At 41.3% G+C, this 16,411-nt stretch carries 16 protein-coding genes; 8 read left to right on the top strand and 8 right to left on the bottom strand.

Annotation, left to right across the window (positions count from 1 at the left end):
* The first annotated feature begins 19 nt into the window (after nt 1-19).
* Entirely contained in the window at nt 20-388 is a 369-nt protein-coding gene (locus tag CVS89_RS06260; RefSeq protein WP_107848394.1) for a hypothetical protein, read from the top strand.
* A 29-nt stretch (nt 389-417) separates the two neighbouring features.
* On the opposite strand, the gene CVS89_RS06265 is transcribed toward CVS89_RS06260, so the two are convergent.
* The 8 genes from CVS89_RS06265 to CVS89_RS06300 are packed head-to-tail and all read right to left on the bottom strand — an operon-like array spanning nt 418 to nt 9,818.
* Nucleotides 418-1,281 carry an EamA family transporter gene (locus CVS89_RS06265; protein ID WP_107848395.1) on the bottom strand — a complete coding sequence of 288 codons (864 nt, stop codon included), beginning with the start codon at nt 1,279-1,281 and terminating at the stop codon, nt 418-420.
* Nucleotides 1,278-2,513, bottom strand: a complete 1,236-nt coding sequence (locus CVS89_RS06270; protein ID WP_107848396.1) for a TolC family protein — start codon at nt 2,511-2,513, stop codon at nt 1,278-1,280. The genes CVS89_RS06265 and CVS89_RS06270 overlap by 4 nt, the downstream gene beginning before the upstream one ends.
* Entirely contained in the window at nt 2,510-5,536 is a 3,027-nt protein-coding gene (locus CVS89_RS06275) for an efflux RND transporter permease subunit (RefSeq protein WP_107848397.1), read from the bottom strand. Before CVS89_RS06275 ends, CVS89_RS06270 begins: the two co-directional genes overlap by 4 nt.
* Complete coding sequence (locus CVS89_RS06280) at nt 5,533-6,255, bottom strand: efflux RND transporter periplasmic adaptor subunit (protein WP_233091245.1); 723 nt, start codon at nt 6,253-6,255, stop codon at nt 5,533-5,535. Before CVS89_RS06280 ends, CVS89_RS06275 begins: the two co-directional genes overlap by 4 nt.
* A 17-nt stretch (nt 6,256-6,272) precedes the next feature.
* Complete coding sequence (locus CVS89_RS06285; protein ID WP_107848399.1) at nt 6,273-7,538, bottom strand: TolC family protein; 1,266 nt, start codon at nt 7,536-7,538, stop codon at nt 6,273-6,275.
* A complete protein-coding gene (gene fliP, locus CVS89_RS06290) occupies nt 7,538-8,260 on the bottom strand; it encodes a flagellar type III secretion system pore protein FliP (RefSeq protein WP_196779718.1) in 723 nt (240 codons plus the stop codon). Before fliP ends, CVS89_RS06285 begins: the two co-directional genes overlap by 1 nt.
* 11 nt (nt 8,261-8,271) lie before the next feature.
* Nucleotides 8,272-9,051: a flagellar motor protein MotB gene (locus CVS89_RS06295; protein ID WP_107848400.1), complete on the bottom strand. Its 780-nt coding sequence runs from the start codon at nt 9,049-9,051 to the stop codon at nt 8,272-8,274.
* Nucleotides 9,051-9,818, bottom strand: a complete 768-nt coding sequence (locus tag CVS89_RS06300) for a motility protein A (protein WP_103558167.1) — start codon at nt 9,816-9,818, stop codon at nt 9,051-9,053. Before CVS89_RS06300 ends, CVS89_RS06295 begins: the two co-directional genes overlap by 1 nt.
* Nucleotides 9,819-9,954: 136 nt before the next feature.
* Here CVS89_RS06300 and glmU point away from each other — a divergent pair, with 136 nt between their 5' ends.
* From glmU to truA, 7 genes are read left to right on the top strand one after another with little or no spacing between them, the layout of a single operon-like run.
* Nucleotides 9,955-11,265, top strand: a complete 1,311-nt coding sequence (glmU, locus tag CVS89_RS06305) for a bifunctional UDP-N-acetylglucosamine diphosphorylase/glucosamine-1-phosphate N-acetyltransferase GlmU (RefSeq protein WP_107848401.1) — start codon at nt 9,955-9,957, stop codon at nt 11,263-11,265.
* Nucleotides 11,252-12,424: a bifunctional phosphopantothenoylcysteine decarboxylase/phosphopantothenate--cysteine ligase CoaBC gene (gene coaBC, locus CVS89_RS06310; RefSeq protein WP_107848402.1), complete on the top strand. Its 1,173-nt coding sequence runs from the start codon at nt 11,252-11,254 to the stop codon at nt 12,422-12,424. The genes glmU and coaBC overlap by 14 nt, the downstream gene beginning before the upstream one ends.
* Complete coding sequence (locus CVS89_RS06315; protein WP_107848403.1) at nt 12,421-13,107, top strand: hypothetical protein; 687 nt, start codon at nt 12,421-12,423, stop codon at nt 13,105-13,107. The genes coaBC and CVS89_RS06315 overlap by 4 nt, the downstream gene beginning before the upstream one ends.
* A 3-nt stretch (nt 13,108-13,110) precedes the next feature.
* Complete coding sequence (gene uppS, locus CVS89_RS06320; RefSeq protein ID WP_107848404.1) at nt 13,111-13,782, top strand: polyprenyl diphosphate synthase; 672 nt, start codon at nt 13,111-13,113, stop codon at nt 13,780-13,782.
* A gap of 7 nt (nt 13,783-13,789) precedes the next feature.
* Complete coding sequence (locus CVS89_RS06325; RefSeq protein WP_107848405.1) at nt 13,790-14,578, top strand: prepilin peptidase; 789 nt, start codon at nt 13,790-13,792, stop codon at nt 14,576-14,578.
* Complete coding sequence (locus CVS89_RS06330; RefSeq protein WP_107848406.1) at nt 14,571-15,599, top strand: LptF/LptG family permease; 1,029 nt, start codon at nt 14,571-14,573, stop codon at nt 15,597-15,599. The genes CVS89_RS06325 and CVS89_RS06330 overlap by 8 nt, the downstream gene beginning before the upstream one ends.
* Nucleotides 15,599-16,330: a tRNA pseudouridine(38-40) synthase TruA gene (gene truA, locus CVS89_RS06335; RefSeq protein ID WP_103613423.1), complete on the top strand. Its 732-nt coding sequence runs from the start codon at nt 15,599-15,601 to the stop codon at nt 16,328-16,330. The genes CVS89_RS06330 and truA overlap by 1 nt, the downstream gene beginning before the upstream one ends.
* Nucleotides 16,331-16,411 lie beyond the last annotated feature (81 nt).

Consider the following 16,411-nt stretch of genomic DNA (forward strand, 5'->3'; position numbering starts at 1 on the left):
TAAATTTAAAGGTGTGGCGATGCAGATAAACTCAAATTTTATAAATTTAAACAAAAACACTCCCAAAAGTGGGCTAAATTTAAAGGCTGATGAGGCAAATTCAAAGAGCGAAAATTTACAAAGCAACAAAAGCGCTATCTTGCATGACGCTTCAAATTTAGTTAGCGAGACAAATAACGAGAGCGAGAGTAGCGCCGATGTCATAAAAAAGCAGTTAGAAAAACTGCAAAAACAGCTAAAAGAGATTGAAGCTGCGATAAAGCAAGCAAGTGCGAGTAAAAACCCATACGCAAAAGAGCTGGTTGCTTCGCTTCAGACCAAAAAGGGAGCTATCTTTGCTCAGATAATGCAGCTAAACGCCCAGCTTGTAAAGATGCAAGGCGCTTAACAAGATCAAATTTAACCCTAAATTTAACCTCACGCGGCCTTTACGCCGTAAAATTTCATCACTCTATTGTGAATTAACAGCGAGATATACATTATCGCGGCTCCCAAAATAAGCCTTGTTAGGTTGGTGTCCTTTTGCCAAAAGACTAAATTTACGATGATGGCAGCTGGTATGAGGGCGTTGTTCATGATGGCAAGCACGCCGCTATCGACCTCGCAAGCGCCTTTGTTCCACATAAAATAGCCAACCCCGCTAGCGACCGCTCCAAGCCACAAAAGCACCAAAGTTTGGGTTAGATCTACGTGAAATTTAGCTGGATTGCCAAGGGTTATGAATGCGATCACTGCCACAAAAAACGCTCCAAAGTGAAAGTAGCCAAAGACCTTTTTTTGATCCACGTCATATCTCTCCAAAAGCGCCTTATACGCACTCTGCCCTGCTCCAAAGCAGATGTTTGCGCCTTGCACCAGCAAAAAGCCCTTTATCGCGCCTTCGTTTATCGCGCCATACTTGATGATAAGCGCGCCAAAGACCGCAACGCCAACGCTAAAGAGATAAAGCGGTCTAAATTTAAAGCTAAAAGCATCGTATATGAGCGTCACATAAAACGGCGTGAAAATGGTAAAAAGTGCGACTTCAGGCACGCTTAGATACAAAAACGAGTTGTAGTAGCAAAGATACATTAGCCCTATTTGCACCGCTCCTATGCCCATTATGCCAAGGGCTAGCTTTGGACTAACGCCTCGAAATTTCGTAAATGGCAAAAAGACCAAGCTTGCAAGTGTCACACGCACAAAAACAGCCAAATAGCTATCGACCTTGCCAGCTAAAAATTCCCCTATCAAACTAAAGCTAAACGCCCACAAAATGGTCACAAAGATCAGTTTATTCATTCTATCACCACCTCATTTATATTTCTTGCGCATTCAAAAAAGTATTCAAGCTTGTTTAGCTCGAGCAAATCGCCATTTAGGATGAAATTTGCCCTGTCGCTAAAATTTTTCTCACTCACAAACAAAAACTGCTCAAATTTTACCTTGCCACTAAGATAGCCATTTAGCAGATCATTAAAGTCGCTATCAAGGCTATCTTGCTTTAGTGAGTCCAAATTTAGCCTAGCGCTTAAACCCTCTATCACGCCTCTTAGATCCTTTAGCCTAGCTATTATCCTGTTTTCTTCGTCGCTTAGATCAAGTGCGGCCCTTTGCTCCTCTATGCGCTTTGTTTGGCTTTGCTTGCTAAGGCTTAGGCTATCTGGTAGCTTCCACTCAAACTCCACTCTAGGCTTGTTCGCATCAGCGTATGCCTCAGCCATCTGCGAAGTCGTCCTCTCACCTTTTTTAAAGCTGTTATTATTCACACTTTGCGTATCTTTTAAGTAAATTTTTGGAGCAAATTTGCTCTTTTGCTTCTCATTTTCTTGCTCTTTTATATATTTTTCTTGCTCCATAGCCCCAAGTTTGGCGCTTATATCATCTTTGCTAAAATCAGGCATCACTATCTTTGAGCCAGCCACAAAGCCGATCTCGCCGTTTGAGAGCAAATTTATCCTTGAGTTTAGCTCAGCTAGCTTAAGCCCAAGCTCATCTAGCTCGGCTCTTTTTTTATTAAGAGTGAAATTTATCGCATCAAATTCGCTCTTATCTATCTCACCATACTCAAACCAAAACTCATTTTCAGCTGCAGCCTTGGCAAAGCTATCTACAAATTTTGTCTCTAAATTTATCAGCGAATTTAGCGCAACAGCGTTAAAATAGACCTTTGCGACCTGAAAAGCAGTGAGATTCATAAGCTCTTCATCTTTGTAAATTTTCTCCACGCCCTTGTGGTCTAAAATCTTATCCGAAGCCTCGCTAGCACCGCCATCAAAGATGAGATACTCGACCTTTGCCGTGATCGATCCAGCCTTTGTCATATATCCGCCCTTTAGCTCGTCAGGCACAAAGGTATATCTGCCATCAAGGGATAAATTTAGCTTGTTGCTCTTATTTTTATTTATATATTCATTTTTATTAAATTCTTTCAAACTCTCAAGCTTCGCACTTTGCGCCAGAGCAATGATCTCTAGTAAATTTCCAGCCCAAAGAGGCAAAGCAAAGAGCAAAACAGCCAAAATCTTCTTCAAATTCTCTCCCTTTCATAAAATTTTCTTATAAATTTATCAAGATTATAGACCCAAGCAAAAAGCACTGGCACGACAAGCAGACTTAGCAAGGTCGAGCTAATGAGCCCAAAGATGATGCTTATAGCCATCGGCGAGTTGGCCTCAAAGCCAGCACCCCTGCTAAGAGCAAGGGGGAGCATGGCAAATATCATGGCAAAAGTGGTCATCAAAACGGCTCTTAACCTCTTTTTAGCGGCCATTTTCACAGCTTCGTTTGCCTCCATACCACTATTTGCAAAGTGATTTGCAAAATCAACCACCAAAATGGCATTTTTACCGACCATACCAAAGAGCAAGATGACGCCAACCATGACAAATAGGCTAAATGGATTGCCGCTTATAAAAAGTCCGATCACCACGCCACAAAAGGCAAGCGGCATGGCTAGCATGATGAGAAATGGCAGCAAAAAGCTCTCATAAAGCGCAGCAAGCACCATGTAAATAAGCACCGCACTAGCGCTCACTGTAAATATAAAAGAAGCGTTCGTATCGTCCATCAGCTCCACAAATCCAAGAAATTTATACTTGAAATTTGCTGGCAAAATTTCATCAAGCTTCTTTGAAATTTCATTTGCCACGCTATTTAGCGGAGCGTTGTTTTTGGTATTTGCTAGAAATTTGATCTCATCGGCTCTATTAAACCTTGAAATGCTAGCTGGCTTTTGCTCAAAACTAATCGTCGCCACATCGCCAAGTGTGACGAAAAAGCCCTCATTGCTTCTTATCTTGGTCTTTAAAATATCATCTGTATCGCTTCTAAATTTATCATCAAGGCGCATGTAAAGCTCATACTCTTTGCCATTTTCGTTTTCAAAAACAGAAACCTCGTTCTGGCTAAATGCGCTATAAACGGCGCTTGCAACGCTAGCTTTGTCTAAATTTAGCCTCTTAGCCTTATCTTCATCTATAGAAATTTGCACGCGTTTTAGCAGATCTTCTTCGGGCGAATTTACGTCCGTTGCGTCATTTATCTCTTTTAGCATTTTGCTGATCTTTGGCACAAATTTCTCTAGCTCTTTGCCATTTTCAGAGGTGATAGTAAGCTTAACTGGCTGCACATCGCCACCTTCAACAACTGGCAAGTCAGCCACGATGACGCTCATATCGTCACTTTTTAGCTTATCGCGAAACCTCTGCATGATAGCGTTTTGCCGCTCGTGATTAGCTCTATCTTTTAGCTCTTTTAGCCTAACGTAAGCTTTTACAAGATAAGGCTGCTTGGCGTCTGTGTAGCCAAGGATGAAGTAGGCGTAAGCGACCTGAGGATCAGCGTTTATGAGTGAAATTTTATCTTTTAGCCTCTCTTTGCTAGCTTGCAGGCTAAGTGAGGGATCAAGTTTAAAGTAGATGTTAAACTCCGAGTTATCCTCGCTTGGCATGAAGTCGCCACCTACAAATTTAGCCAGTCCAAACGAGCAAACAACGACCACAAGCGTTATGGATAAAAATATGAGCTTAAATTTAAGCGCTAAAGTCAAAAGCTTCTCGTAGCCATTTTCAAGCGCTTCAAAAAATGGCTCGCTCTTTATATAAAATTTGCTCTCCTTAGCATCTACAAACCTAGCGCTAAGCGTTGGCACAAGAAATATACTCACAAAAAACGAGATGACGATGCCAGCTGCTACGCTCATCGCAAAGGAGTTAAAGTACTTGCCAACGATGCCGCTCATAAAGGCTATTGGCACAAAGACGCAAAGCAGCACGAGTGAGATCGCAAAGACGCTAAATGCTATCTCTTTTATGCCTGCAAAGCTTGCCTTTAGGGCATTTGGCTCATCTTTTAGCCGGCTTGCGATGTTTTCAGTGACGACTATCGCATCATCGATAAAAATTCCAATACCAAGCGTAAGCGCTATAAGGCTTAAGCGGTTGATGTCGTAGCCTAGGGCATTTATGATGAAAAATGTCGCCACGATGCTAGTTGGTATCGCCACGACCGAGATGATGGTGATCGAGAAATTTCTTAAAAACAGATATACGATCACGATGGTTAGCAAGACGCCAAGGATCATATCAAAGGCGGTTTGATCGATGTGCTTTTGTATCACTTCGCTCTTATCGTAGGCTATTTTTACGTCGTATTCGCTACCAAGCAGGCTTTTAAACTGATCTAGTTTTGACTTAGCTAGAGCGATCACGGTTAGAGCGTTTGCGTCTGGAGCTAGCTCAAGACCCAGCAAGACGCCACTTTTTTTATCCATTATCGCTGCTTCGTTTGCATCTTTGTAAGCAAGATCAACACTTGCAATATCTTTTAAAAAGACCCCTTGCTTGATCGTTAAATTTCTTATCTCATCTATGCTTTTGGCGCTGAAATTTGACTTGATCGCCATTTGGATCTGCTCATTTTCTATCTTGCCAAGTGGCGCTTTTAAATTTTCAACCTTTATCAAATTTGCCACTTCATTTGCGCTAAGAGCGGCCTTATCTAGCTTAAACCTATCTAGTAAAATTTTAACCGCTGGCTCTAAAAAGCCATTTGTCTTAACCTTTGAAACGCCGCTTATGCGCTCTAAAAATGGCTTTGCCCCGTCATCAATCTCTTGCATGAGCTTAGTTTCGTTGCCATCAAGCCTTGTGATAAAAAGGCTAAATACAGAAGAAGAGAGCCCATTTAGCTTTTCTATCTCGTAGTTTGCGCCAACTCTCGCCTTTTGCATCTTGTCACGAACGTCGTTTGTAGCGCTCTCTAAGTCTTTGTTTAGCTCAAATTCGATGCTTACCACGCTTAGGTTGTCAAAGCTAGTTGAGTAAAGCTTTTTTATCCCCTCGATGCTTGAGACCTCGTCCTCGATCTTTTGCGTGATCTTTGTCTTGATGTAGTTCATATCGCCATTTGCGTAGGTCGTGATCTTTACTATTGGGATATTTACTTGCGGGTATAAATTTACATTCATCGTCTTTAGCGAGTAGATGCCAAAGACAACGAGGCTTAAAAATATCATAAGCGTAGTTATGGGGCGGTTTATGGCTGTTTTTATCATTTATTTTCGCCGATTATCACTTTTCCTTGACCAAACATGCCTGGCTTCATCCCCACATCGTAAGCCTCGGCGTAAAATTTTCTAGTCTCTCGCTTAATTTCTGGATGAATTAGCGCGATTTTTACCTCTTTTTCCTCACTTGTCGCGTCAAGCTTAAATTTAAACATATCGCCTATTTTTACTAAATTTGCATATTTTTCATCGATCGCTATTAAAATTTTAGCCTCCTCAGAGTTTAAGACAAAGGCTGGCTGAAGCGGCGAAGCGCTCTCGCCAAGCTCGACATTTTTACTAGCTATGACGCCATCAAAAGGAGCTTTTAAAACGGCCTTTTTAAGATGATCATCTGCGTTTAAAATGGCGATCTGGGCACTCTCTACCCTAAGAGCTGCCTCATCAAATTTATACTTTACCTCATCGAATTCTTGCTTTGAAGTGACATCCTTTACTTGGCTAAATTTATTAAAGGTGCTTTTAGCAAATTCTTTGGCATTTTTGGCAAGCGCTAGGTCGTTTTTTGCCTTTTTTAGAGCGATCTCAAGGCTTGTTTGATCAAGGCTAGCTAAAACGTCGCCCTTTTTGACGTGACTTGAGACATCTACAAAAATTTTATCTACCTTGCCGCTGCTCTCAAATGCAAGCTTTGAGCTTTGCTTGGCATAGACTTCAAAATCAGCAAAAATCTCCTCCCCTGCAAATGAAAAAATGCAAAATATCATTAAAATTATCAGCTTTTTCAATCCCTAATCCTCTCTAAAATGCTCTCCCCGCTTTCAAAAAAATACTCCGCCTTTTTAATCTCCAGCTCATCTTTCGCCCCTTCAAAAAGGCTAATGGCGTCAAATTTTTGTGAGAGCGCTTCAAGCAGGTCGCTATATCCTAAAAGCCCAGAGTTATACTTCTCATAGCTTGCTTTAAGTGCTAGATCACTCGCCTTTACATACTCATTTAGCGAGGCGATCTTTGAGCTAAGAGTTGCGATCTCGTTTTGTAAATTTTTAAGTTTTGTCTCGTTTTCACGCTTTTTATACTCTAAACTTAGCCTCGCTTCATCAAGCGCGATCTTGCTAGCTTGGCTCATCTTGCTAGTGGCAAAAAAGTCAAAAATTTTCCACCTAAAGCTAACGCCAAATTTATTGCCGTGCGTATCTTCTTTTAGATATTTATCAAGATATGGGCGGTAAGCGCTATACTTGCCAAGGTCGATGTCGTAGTTGTTTTTGTAAAATCCATAGGTGTCATAGAGCGAAATTTGAGGCAAAAAGCCAGCTCTTGTCTCACTAAGCTTAGCTTCGCTTATAAAAATATCTTGATTTAGCCTATCAAGCTCGGCGTTTTTTGAAGATAAATTCGAACCAGTCTCAGCCATTTTTGCCCCGCTAAGTGGCGAAATTTGCTCACCTGTTAACAAATTTATCTCATTTAAAATTTGCTCCATTTTGTTTTTGTATTCAAGCTCCACGCTATTTGCCAAGTGGTATTTTGCCCGCACATTTTCTAGCTCGTCTTTTGCGGCAAGTCCTGCTTTATTTGCCTTTTCAAGCTTATCTAAAACGCCTTTTAAGAAATTTGCCTGAGCGTTTTTGGCAGCTATTATATTTTCAAGTGCGCAGGCGTTAAAGTATAAATTTACAGCCTTAAATGCAAGGTAGTTTTTGGCCTCATCGCTTGCGATGGCGGCTTTATTTTTTAAAAGCTGGTTCATCTTTAGCCTAGCCTCTCTCGCCCCGCCGTCGTATAGTAGAAAATCGATCCTTGCTAGCACTCCAGCTGACTCTTTAGCGACTATGCTTGGAAAGGTGCTTGCGTTTTTGCCGTATGAGCCCTCTAGGCTAAGGCTTGGCAAGTAGGCGCTTGATGTCGCTTCGTCACTTAAATTTGCTCTTTTTAGCTCAAGCTCTTTGATCTTTGAAATTTCGTTTTGAGTGGCTTTGTTTGCTATCTCGCTTAAATTTGATCCAAATAGCGCCAAAGGCAAAAGTGCTAATAAAATTTTTTTCATCAGTGAAAACTCTTTACTAAATTTCCTATTAGCAAATTCCAGCCGTCTACCAGCACGAAGATGAGTAGTTTAAATGGCAGCGAGATCATGACAGGAGGTAGCATCATCATACCCATCGCCATCAAAACGGAGCTTACGACCATGTCGATGACAAGAAATGGCAGATAGAGCAAAAATGCTATCTCAAAAGATGTTTTTAGCTCGCTTATCATAAAAGCTGACATAGCAATGCTTAGCGGGATATCCTCTATATTTGCTGGATTTTGCAAATTTCTTATCCTAAAAAATAGCGCAAGATCTTTTTCTCTAGTGTTTTTAACCATAAATTCTTTAAACGGCTTTAAACTCTTATCAAGCATCTCCTCATAGCCTATCTGCTCGGCTATATAAGGCTTTATGCCCTCATCGTAGCTTCTTTGCCCAACTGGCTCCATGATAAAAAATGTAAGCACCATTGCAAGCGAGATAAGCACCGTTGAAGGCGGCACTTGCTGCGTACCCATAGCTTGGCGCAAAAATGAAAAGACAATGACAAGGCGCAAAAAGCTAGTCATCATAAAGATGAGTGAAGGAGCAAGTGCAAGAGCAGTGAGGATTAGTAAAACATTTAGAGAATTTACAAGCTGCTCGGCATTTTGCGGTGAATTTAGGCTTAAATTTATAGTTGGTAGCGCAGGATCAGCGCCAAAAACCACACAAAACAAAACCGCTAAACTAAGCAGTGCTTTCACGACTAATTCCTCGTATCAAGGATACTTTTCTTAGTAGCCTCTTTATTTTTTGGCTCGAGCGAAACGAAGTGAATTTCCACTCTATTGTTTTTGGCTCTGCCCTCGTCTGTGCTATTGCTAGCAATCGGATCGAAAGAGGCTCTGCCAGAAGTGATAAGCCTATCTTGTGGCACGCCATCACTAACTAGCTCTTCAAGCACGCTAAGCGCCCTTGCAGCAGAGAGCTGCCAGTTATTTTTATATATAGAGTCTTTACTTGGATTTGTATTATCAGTGTATCCGATGATATCTGTTTTTACCTCATTTGGCATTTTGGCTATGATCATGCCTATTCGCTTTAAAAAGAGCTTCGCATCCTCGCCAGAAATTTCAGCGCTATCTTTGTCAAAGAGCATAGCAGCTGGAAGCCTAACGATAAAGCCATCCTCGCTCTCCTCCATAGTGATCTCAGGTGCCCCACTAGCCGTTAGTAGCTCATTTATCTTTTTAACAGTCGAGGTAACCTCATTTTGAGCACCTTTTTGAGCTTTTGGTTTTGGAGTGCGTCTGCTTTCAGGATCTGTCTCTTTTTCTACCTGACTATCTGGTCTTGCGCCACCTTCTAGCACGCTTAGCGCACCAGCTAGCGAGCCAACAGCAGCCTCCATCTTTTTAGCATCCATCGTTGCCATAGAAAGGAGCAAAACAAAGAAGCAAAGTAGGAGTGACATAAGGTCGCCAAAGGCAGCCAACCACTCAGGCATGCACTTTGGGCACTCTTCTGGTTTTATTAACTTACCCATTATTCAAACTGACTTTTTCTATCTTTTGGAGGTAAAAATGCTAAGAGCTTAGCCTCAAGCGTTCTTGGGTTGTCCCCTGCTTGTATCGCCATGATCCCCTCTAAAATGACTTGCTTCTCAAGCGCCTCATCAGCATCGCGGATCGAGAGGATATTTGCAACAGGCGAGCCGATGATGTTACCTATCATCGCACCATAAAGTGTCGTAAGCAAAGCAACCGCCATAGATGGACCGATCGCACTAGGGTCTGACATGTTAAGAAGCATCGCAACAAGACCGATAAGCGTACCAATCATACCCATCGCACCAGCAAAACCACCGACTTGCTCGAAAATTTTGATGTTGTTTGCATGCCTTGTGCTAGTCTGATCGATATCGATCTCTAAAAGCGCTCTGATAGCGTCTGGCTCATTGCCATCGACTGCCATTGAAAGGCCTTTTTTTAAAAATTGATTTGTCTCATTATTTACTTCGCTCTCAAGTGCTAAGATGCCATCTCGCCTAGCTTTGGTTGAGTAATCAACTACTTTTTTTATAGTCTCAGGTAAATTTACTACAACTGATGGCTTAACAGCAACACCATAAAATTTACCAACACCTTTAAGCGTCTCCATCTTGAAGCCAACCATCATAACGCCGATAGTACCACCAAAAACGATCATCACAGAAGGGATATCTATGTATGGTCCTATACCAACGCCTATCGCCATTGATCCAAACAAAAGCACCAGGGTCAAAACCCAGCCGACGACGGTTCCTAAATCCATTTAAACTCGCTTTATTTATAAATTCTTAAGAATTGCTATTTTATTAGCTTTTTGTTGAAACAATCGTTAAATTAAAAAAAATGTTTGCCATTTTTTGCTACAATCTGCGAAATTTTTAACGTTAAAAGGCTTAAAAATGAACAATAATACTTCAATCATAATCCTAGCTGCTGGTCTTGGTACCAGAATGAAATCTAAACGCCCAAAAGTCCTATTTGAGCTATGTGGCGAGCCGATGATCATTCACATCTTAAAGCAAGCTTATGCGATCACAAATGACGTTAGCGTCGTGCTTCACTACGAAAAAGAGTTAATTAGCAAAAAGATAAAAGAAATTTTCCCTCAAACTAAAATTTTCGAGCAAGATCTAGCAAATTTCCCAGGCACTGCTGGCGCGATAAAGGGCGTAAGCTTAAGCGGCGAAAAGGTGCTTGTCACTTGCGGCGACATGCCACTTGTTAGATCAACTGACCTTATGCGTCTAGCAAATGCCGAAGCAGACGTAGTTATGAGCTCATTTGAAGCGGCAAATCCTTTTGGCTACGGCAGAGTTATCATAAAAAACGGCAAAGTTGAGGCCATCGTCGAGCAAAAAGATGCGAGCGAAGCGCAGCTTGCCATAAAAAGCGTAAATGCCGGCTGCTACTGCTTTAAACGCGAGGCGTTAGAGCAAATTTTACCGCTCATAAATAATCAAAACGCACAAAAAGAGTACTACCTAACTGACGCCATAAAAATAGCAAACGAAAAGGGTTTAAAGTGCGTTGCAGTAAATGTTAATGAGCAAAATTTTATGGGCATAAATGATAAATTTCAGCTTAGCATCGCTGAAAAGATCATGCAAGATGAGATCAAACAAAATTTGATGAAAGCTGGCGTTTTGATGCGCATGCCTGAGAGCATTTTCATAGATAGTAGGGCTAAATTTGAAGGCGAGTGCGTGCTAGAAGAAAACGTAAGCATCCTTGGCGAGTGCGTTATTACTGAGAGCATCATCAAAAGCTCATCGGTTATCGAAAGTAGCATCATCAAAAACTCAGACATCGGCCCACTAGCTCACATAAGGCCAAATTCTGAAATTTCTGACACGCACATAGGAAATTTCGTCGAGGTTAAAAAAGGCGTTCTTAGCGGCGTAAAAGCTGGACACTTAAGTTATCTTGGCGACTGCGAGATAGAAAGTGGCACAAATATCGGTTGTGGTACGATCACATGCAACTACGACGGCAAGGCAAAATACAAAACCAAAATCGGCAAAAACGTCTTTGTTGGCTCAGATACGCAGCTAGTTGCCCCTGTAAATATCGCTGATAACGTCATCATCGCAGCTGGCAGCACCATCACAAAAGACGTTGAGAGCGGCGCTCTAGCTATCAGCAGAGGTCGTCAAGAGAACAAAAGCGGCTTTTTTGAGAAATTCTTTGGCAAAGACGATGTTAAAAAATAAGAAAATTTTACTTGCCGTTTGCGGCAGTATCGCCTTTTACAAGGCATTCGAAATTTTATCGCTGCTTAAAAAGCAAGGTGCAGATGTTTATGTGGCTTTAAGTGACGGAGCGCTTGAATTTTGCAGTGTAAGCGGCTTTGAGGCGCTAAGTGAGCATAAAATTTTAAGCTCACAAACGCAAAACTGGCAAGACGGCGTAAATCACATAGCCTACTCTAAAATGGATCTAGTCCTCATCGCACCTGCCTCGGTAAATACGATAAATAAGCTAACAGCTGGCATCTGCGATAACGTCTTTATGCAAACGCTAATCGCCGCCTCGCACGTGCCTTTAGTCGTTGCCCCTGCTGCAAATAACAATATGATCGAGCATTTTGCGACGCAAAATTCACTTGAAATTTTAAAGAAAAACGGCGCTTTAGTGGTTGAGCCAGTGCTTAAAACTCTAGCTTGCGGCGACGTTGGCAAGGGCGGTCTTGCAAGTCCTGAAGTGATAGTAGAAGCTGCCATTAAAAGGCTTAGTAAGCCACTTTTTGCTGGCAAAAAAGTGGTGATCACAGGCGGCGCGACAACCGAAAAGATAGATGATGTAAGAGCCATTACAAATTTCTCAAGCGGAAAGATGGCAAGAGCTTTGGCTAGAGCCTTTTACTACGCAGGTGCGGAGGTAAAACTGCTTGCTAGTTTTGAAGCCGCAAACGAGCCGTTTCTTAGCCTTAAATTTAGCTCAAGTAGCGAGCTTTTAGAGCTTTGCAAGAGTGAGTGCGAGAGTGCAAATTTACTTGTAATGTGCGCTGCTGTGAGCGATTTTGTACCGACAAAGATAGATGGCAAGATAAAAAAAGAGGACGTTGGCGAGAGCTTAAATTTAAGCCTAAAGAGAAATGTCGATATCTTGCAAAGCTTAAAAGAGCTTAAATGTAAAAAGATCGGCTTTAAGCTTGAAACCTCAAACGAGAGTGCTCTTAAAAGTGCTAGATCGATGTTAGAGAAAAAAGCGCTTGATGCAGTTTGCCTAAATATTTTAGGCGAGAAAAATGGCTTTGCAAGCGAGCAAAACGAGGTAAATTTCATTACAAAGAGTGGTGAAATTTTATTGCCACTTGCCTCAAAAGATGAGATCGCAGGGCGTATCGTGGAGCTAGCAGCAAATTTATGATAGAGCAAATCTCACGCGTCCAAAAGATAGCAAAAAACAGCCAAGCTCCGCTAGTAGCGATAAATTCGTCCTTGCCACTTAGCATTTTGGTGAGCCAAAAGGTCGGCTTTAACAGATACATCTTAAATTTCGCAAATAGAAATTTAAATACAAAAAGCGTAAAAGAGCTAAACGTAGGCTCTAGATACTGGGGCGAAGTGCATAGTCAGGGCGAAAACATCGTCATAAAAAATTTATACGAGAAACCAAAAATTTTAGATGAGGACGTTTTGACTGACGGGCTAAATTTGATAGAAAATTTGGTAAAAAACGAGAATTTATCGTGGCTTTACAGCTATTTATTTAAAAGCTTAAGCGAAGTTAAAACAAAAGATGAGATGAGAGTACTAGCAAAAATGCTCTTTGCCCTGCAAGAAAATGTCGTGCACATACCATTTGCGTATAGCGGCACAAACGGCATTTTCCAGCTTAAAAAAGAGGCAAATGAGATGAGAGTTTTTCTTGTTTTTTCAAATTTTGCGCCGCTTATTTTTAAATTTAAAGATGAAAATTTATATGAGATCGCAACTCCATTTAGCAACGTCGCAAGCTTGCTAAAAAGCGAATTCAGCGCCGCAGTTTTGGTGCAAAACGTAAGCGCTCTTTGGAGCAAAAAAGAGCAGATAATTGACTTTAAAGGCTAGACATTGAACAAACTTAACCACCTTGCTATCATCATGGACGGCAACGGACGCTGGGCGAAAAAGCGCGGATTTTTGCGAACAAATGGGCACGAGGCCGGAGCAAATGTGGTGAGCGATATGTGCGAATTTTGTATCGATAATGGGGTGAAAATTTTAAGCCTTTATGCATTTAGCACCGAAAACTGGAAAAGACCGCAAAAAGAGGTTGATTTTTTGATGAATTTGCTTAAAAAATTTCTTTTTTTAAAGCGTGATGATTTTATAAAAAATGGGATCAAATTTAACATGATCGGCGACATCTCGCCATTTAGTGACGAGCTAAAAAATGAGATAGAGATCACCAAAGACGCAACAAGGGAAAATACAAATTTACTTTTAAATTTAGCGATAAACTACGGCTCAAAAGACGAGATCATAAGAGCTGTGCGAAAACTAAATTTAAAAGGCTGCGAGATAAATGAAGCGAGCCTAAATGCGGCACTTGATGAGAGTGAGCCGGTGGATCTTCTCATTAGAACTGGTGGCGAGAGCAGACTTTCAAATTTCATGCTCTGGCAGGCAAGCTACGCGGAGCTGTTTTTCACGCCAACACTTTGGCCTGACTTTGGTAAGGATGAGCTTGCAAGCATCGTTGCTAAATTTAAAGATATAGAGCGAAGATTTGGCGGGGTTTAGTGAGATAATGGATATTTTGGTCATATTTTTTGCTGTTTTTGCTTTTGTTTTTGGCATCTGCGTGGGGTCATTTTCAAATGTGCTGATATATCGTTTGCCACGAAATGAAAGCATAAATTTCCCAGCCTCACACTGTCCAAAATGCTCTCACAAGCTAAATTTTTATCACAATATCCCACTTTTTTCATGGCTATTTTTAGGCGGAAAATGCGCCTTTTGCAAGCAAAAGATAAGCCTTGTCTATCTGCTGGTTGAGCTAGCCTCTGGATTGTTTTTTCTGATCTGCTTTTTTAAAGAGTGCGGCGAAATTTTAAGCGTAGAAACCTTGCTTTATGCGCTATTTTTAGGGCTTTGCTTTATCATGCTACTAGCCCTTAGCGTCATAGACATAAGGTATAAAGCCGTGCCAGATGCGCTTCTTTTTGCGGCGCTATTTTTTGCATTTGCCTATGCCTTGCTACTTTTTATCTTTAAAGGAAATTTTGCTCAAATTTTAAATTTAATCCTCTTTGGTCTTTTGTTTTGGGCACTGAGATTTGTCGTGAGCTATGCGATGAAAAAAGAAGCCATGGGCAGTGCCGACATATTTATCGCAGCGATCATCGGAGCCATTTTGCCGGCCAAGCTATCCCTTGTGGCGATCTATCTGGCGGCACTTCTTACGCTCCCAGTCTATGCGATCGTTCGCAAAAAGGGCTACGAGTTAGCCTTTGTGCCGTTTTTAAGCCTGGGACTGCTTGTCACCTACGCTTTTGACGCGCAAATTTTAGAAATTTTAAGGTTCATTTATGAGTAGAGTAAATAAATATCTTTTGTTTAACTTTTTAGGCACGTTTGCATCGCTATTTAGTACGCTTTTTTTGATCATGTCGATCGTCTTTTTCATCCAGATCGCGCGTATCACCTCATATATCGAGATCAGCTTTGGCGAGCTCTTTAAACTCTACTCATTTATGCTCCCACGCGTACTGCTCTTTGTCGTGCCTATCGCATTTTTCGTCTCACTTGCGATGACGCTTTTTCGGCTATCAAAAGAGAATGAAAGTATCGTTATCTTCACACTTGGTGGCTCGCCAAATAAAATAGCAAGATTTTTCCTCGCATTTTCAGCCCTTTTAAGCGCTGCCTTGCTGGTAGTTGCCATCGTCATGATACCGATAGCCGCCCAGCTAAATGCAAATTTCATCGACTATAAAAAGACGGTCGCAAAGCTAAATTTAAAGCCAACCCAGTTTGGACAAAAATTCTCCGACTGGATGGTCTATGTGGGCAGTGAAAGCGAAGATAAAAATGGCACAACCTACAAAGATATCGTGATGTTTAATCCCTTTGTCAAAGACTCACAGCGCCTAATAACCGCTAAAAACGCAAAGATCATAAACGTGGGTCAAAGCGTGGAGCTCTCTTTAAACGAGGGCAAAATGTATGACATCAGAGATGAAATTTATCATCAAAGCAACTTCAAATCGATGAAGATAAGAACCGCCCAAAGCGAGGAGATAAGCGACGTTGGCAGCATCAAAGAGTACTGGATGGAGGCAGCTAGCAGCGATAAACGTAGAAAAGACCTTAGCACTTACGTCCTAGTGGCGCTATTTCCGCTTGTAAGCACGCTCTTTGCTATCAGCCTTGGCATCGTCACATATAGATATGAAAAAGGCATGGTCTATGTGGGCACTTTTGGCGTTTTGTTTGGATATTTTACGCTCATAATGCTCTTTTCATCAAAGCCAGCACTTGCGATACCGCTCATATTTTTCGTATTTTTACTAGCTGGCGTCTTGCTTTATAAAGCCAAGATCACACGAAGATACTGATGAAAATTCAGCTAATCTACAGCTACGATGGCTCGAAATTTCAAGGCTCACAGACCCAGCCACACGAAAACGGCGTAGAGGATGAACTTGCTCGCGCCCTAGCTCACGTTGGCATTTTTGAAAGAGTGATCTCTAGCTCGCGCACCGATAAAAGCGTGCACGCAAACAACCAAAGCTCAAGTGTCGTTTGCGGCGATTACTTTAAAGACTTGAGACGCTTACAGGATCTTATAAACCGCCATGCACATCCAAGCATTCACATAAAACGCATAAATTTGGTGGATGATAGCTTTCAAGCGAGATTTGATGCGGTCGCAAGATCGTATAGATATGTGATAGATCATGGCAAATTTGATGTTTTTAGCTCAAATTACAAGGTATTTTTGCCTAAATTTGATATCAAAAAGGCAAATGAAATTTTGCGAAATTTTATCGGTGAGCATGATTTTAGCGCATATATGAAAACTGGGAGCGACACAAAAAGCCCAGTGCGCGAAATTTATAAAGCGTTTTGCTATGCACGCAAAGAGCAAACTATCATAATTTTTAAGGCAAATGGCTTTTTGCGTGGTCAAGTGCGCCTCATGGTTGCAAATTTGTTAAAAGCGCTAAAGCAAAAAGACGGCAGCGAGCTCATCAAAGCTTCACTAAATGGACGTCCTGCCCTAACTCGCATACCAGCACCTGCTGAAGGGCTATATCTAAATAGAGTTTTTTATAAATTTAGCTAAGCTCATTATATGCAACATTAAATAGTAAATTTTATGTATTTTTAAATATGCAAATTTTGCATATTTACTTAAAAGAAAATT

Origin of the sequence: Campylobacter concisus, assembly GCF_003048615.2 — a bacterium.
In the GTDB taxonomy this organism is placed as follows: Bacteria; Campylobacterota; Campylobacteria; order Campylobacterales; family Campylobacteraceae; genus Campylobacter_A; species Campylobacter_A concisus_C.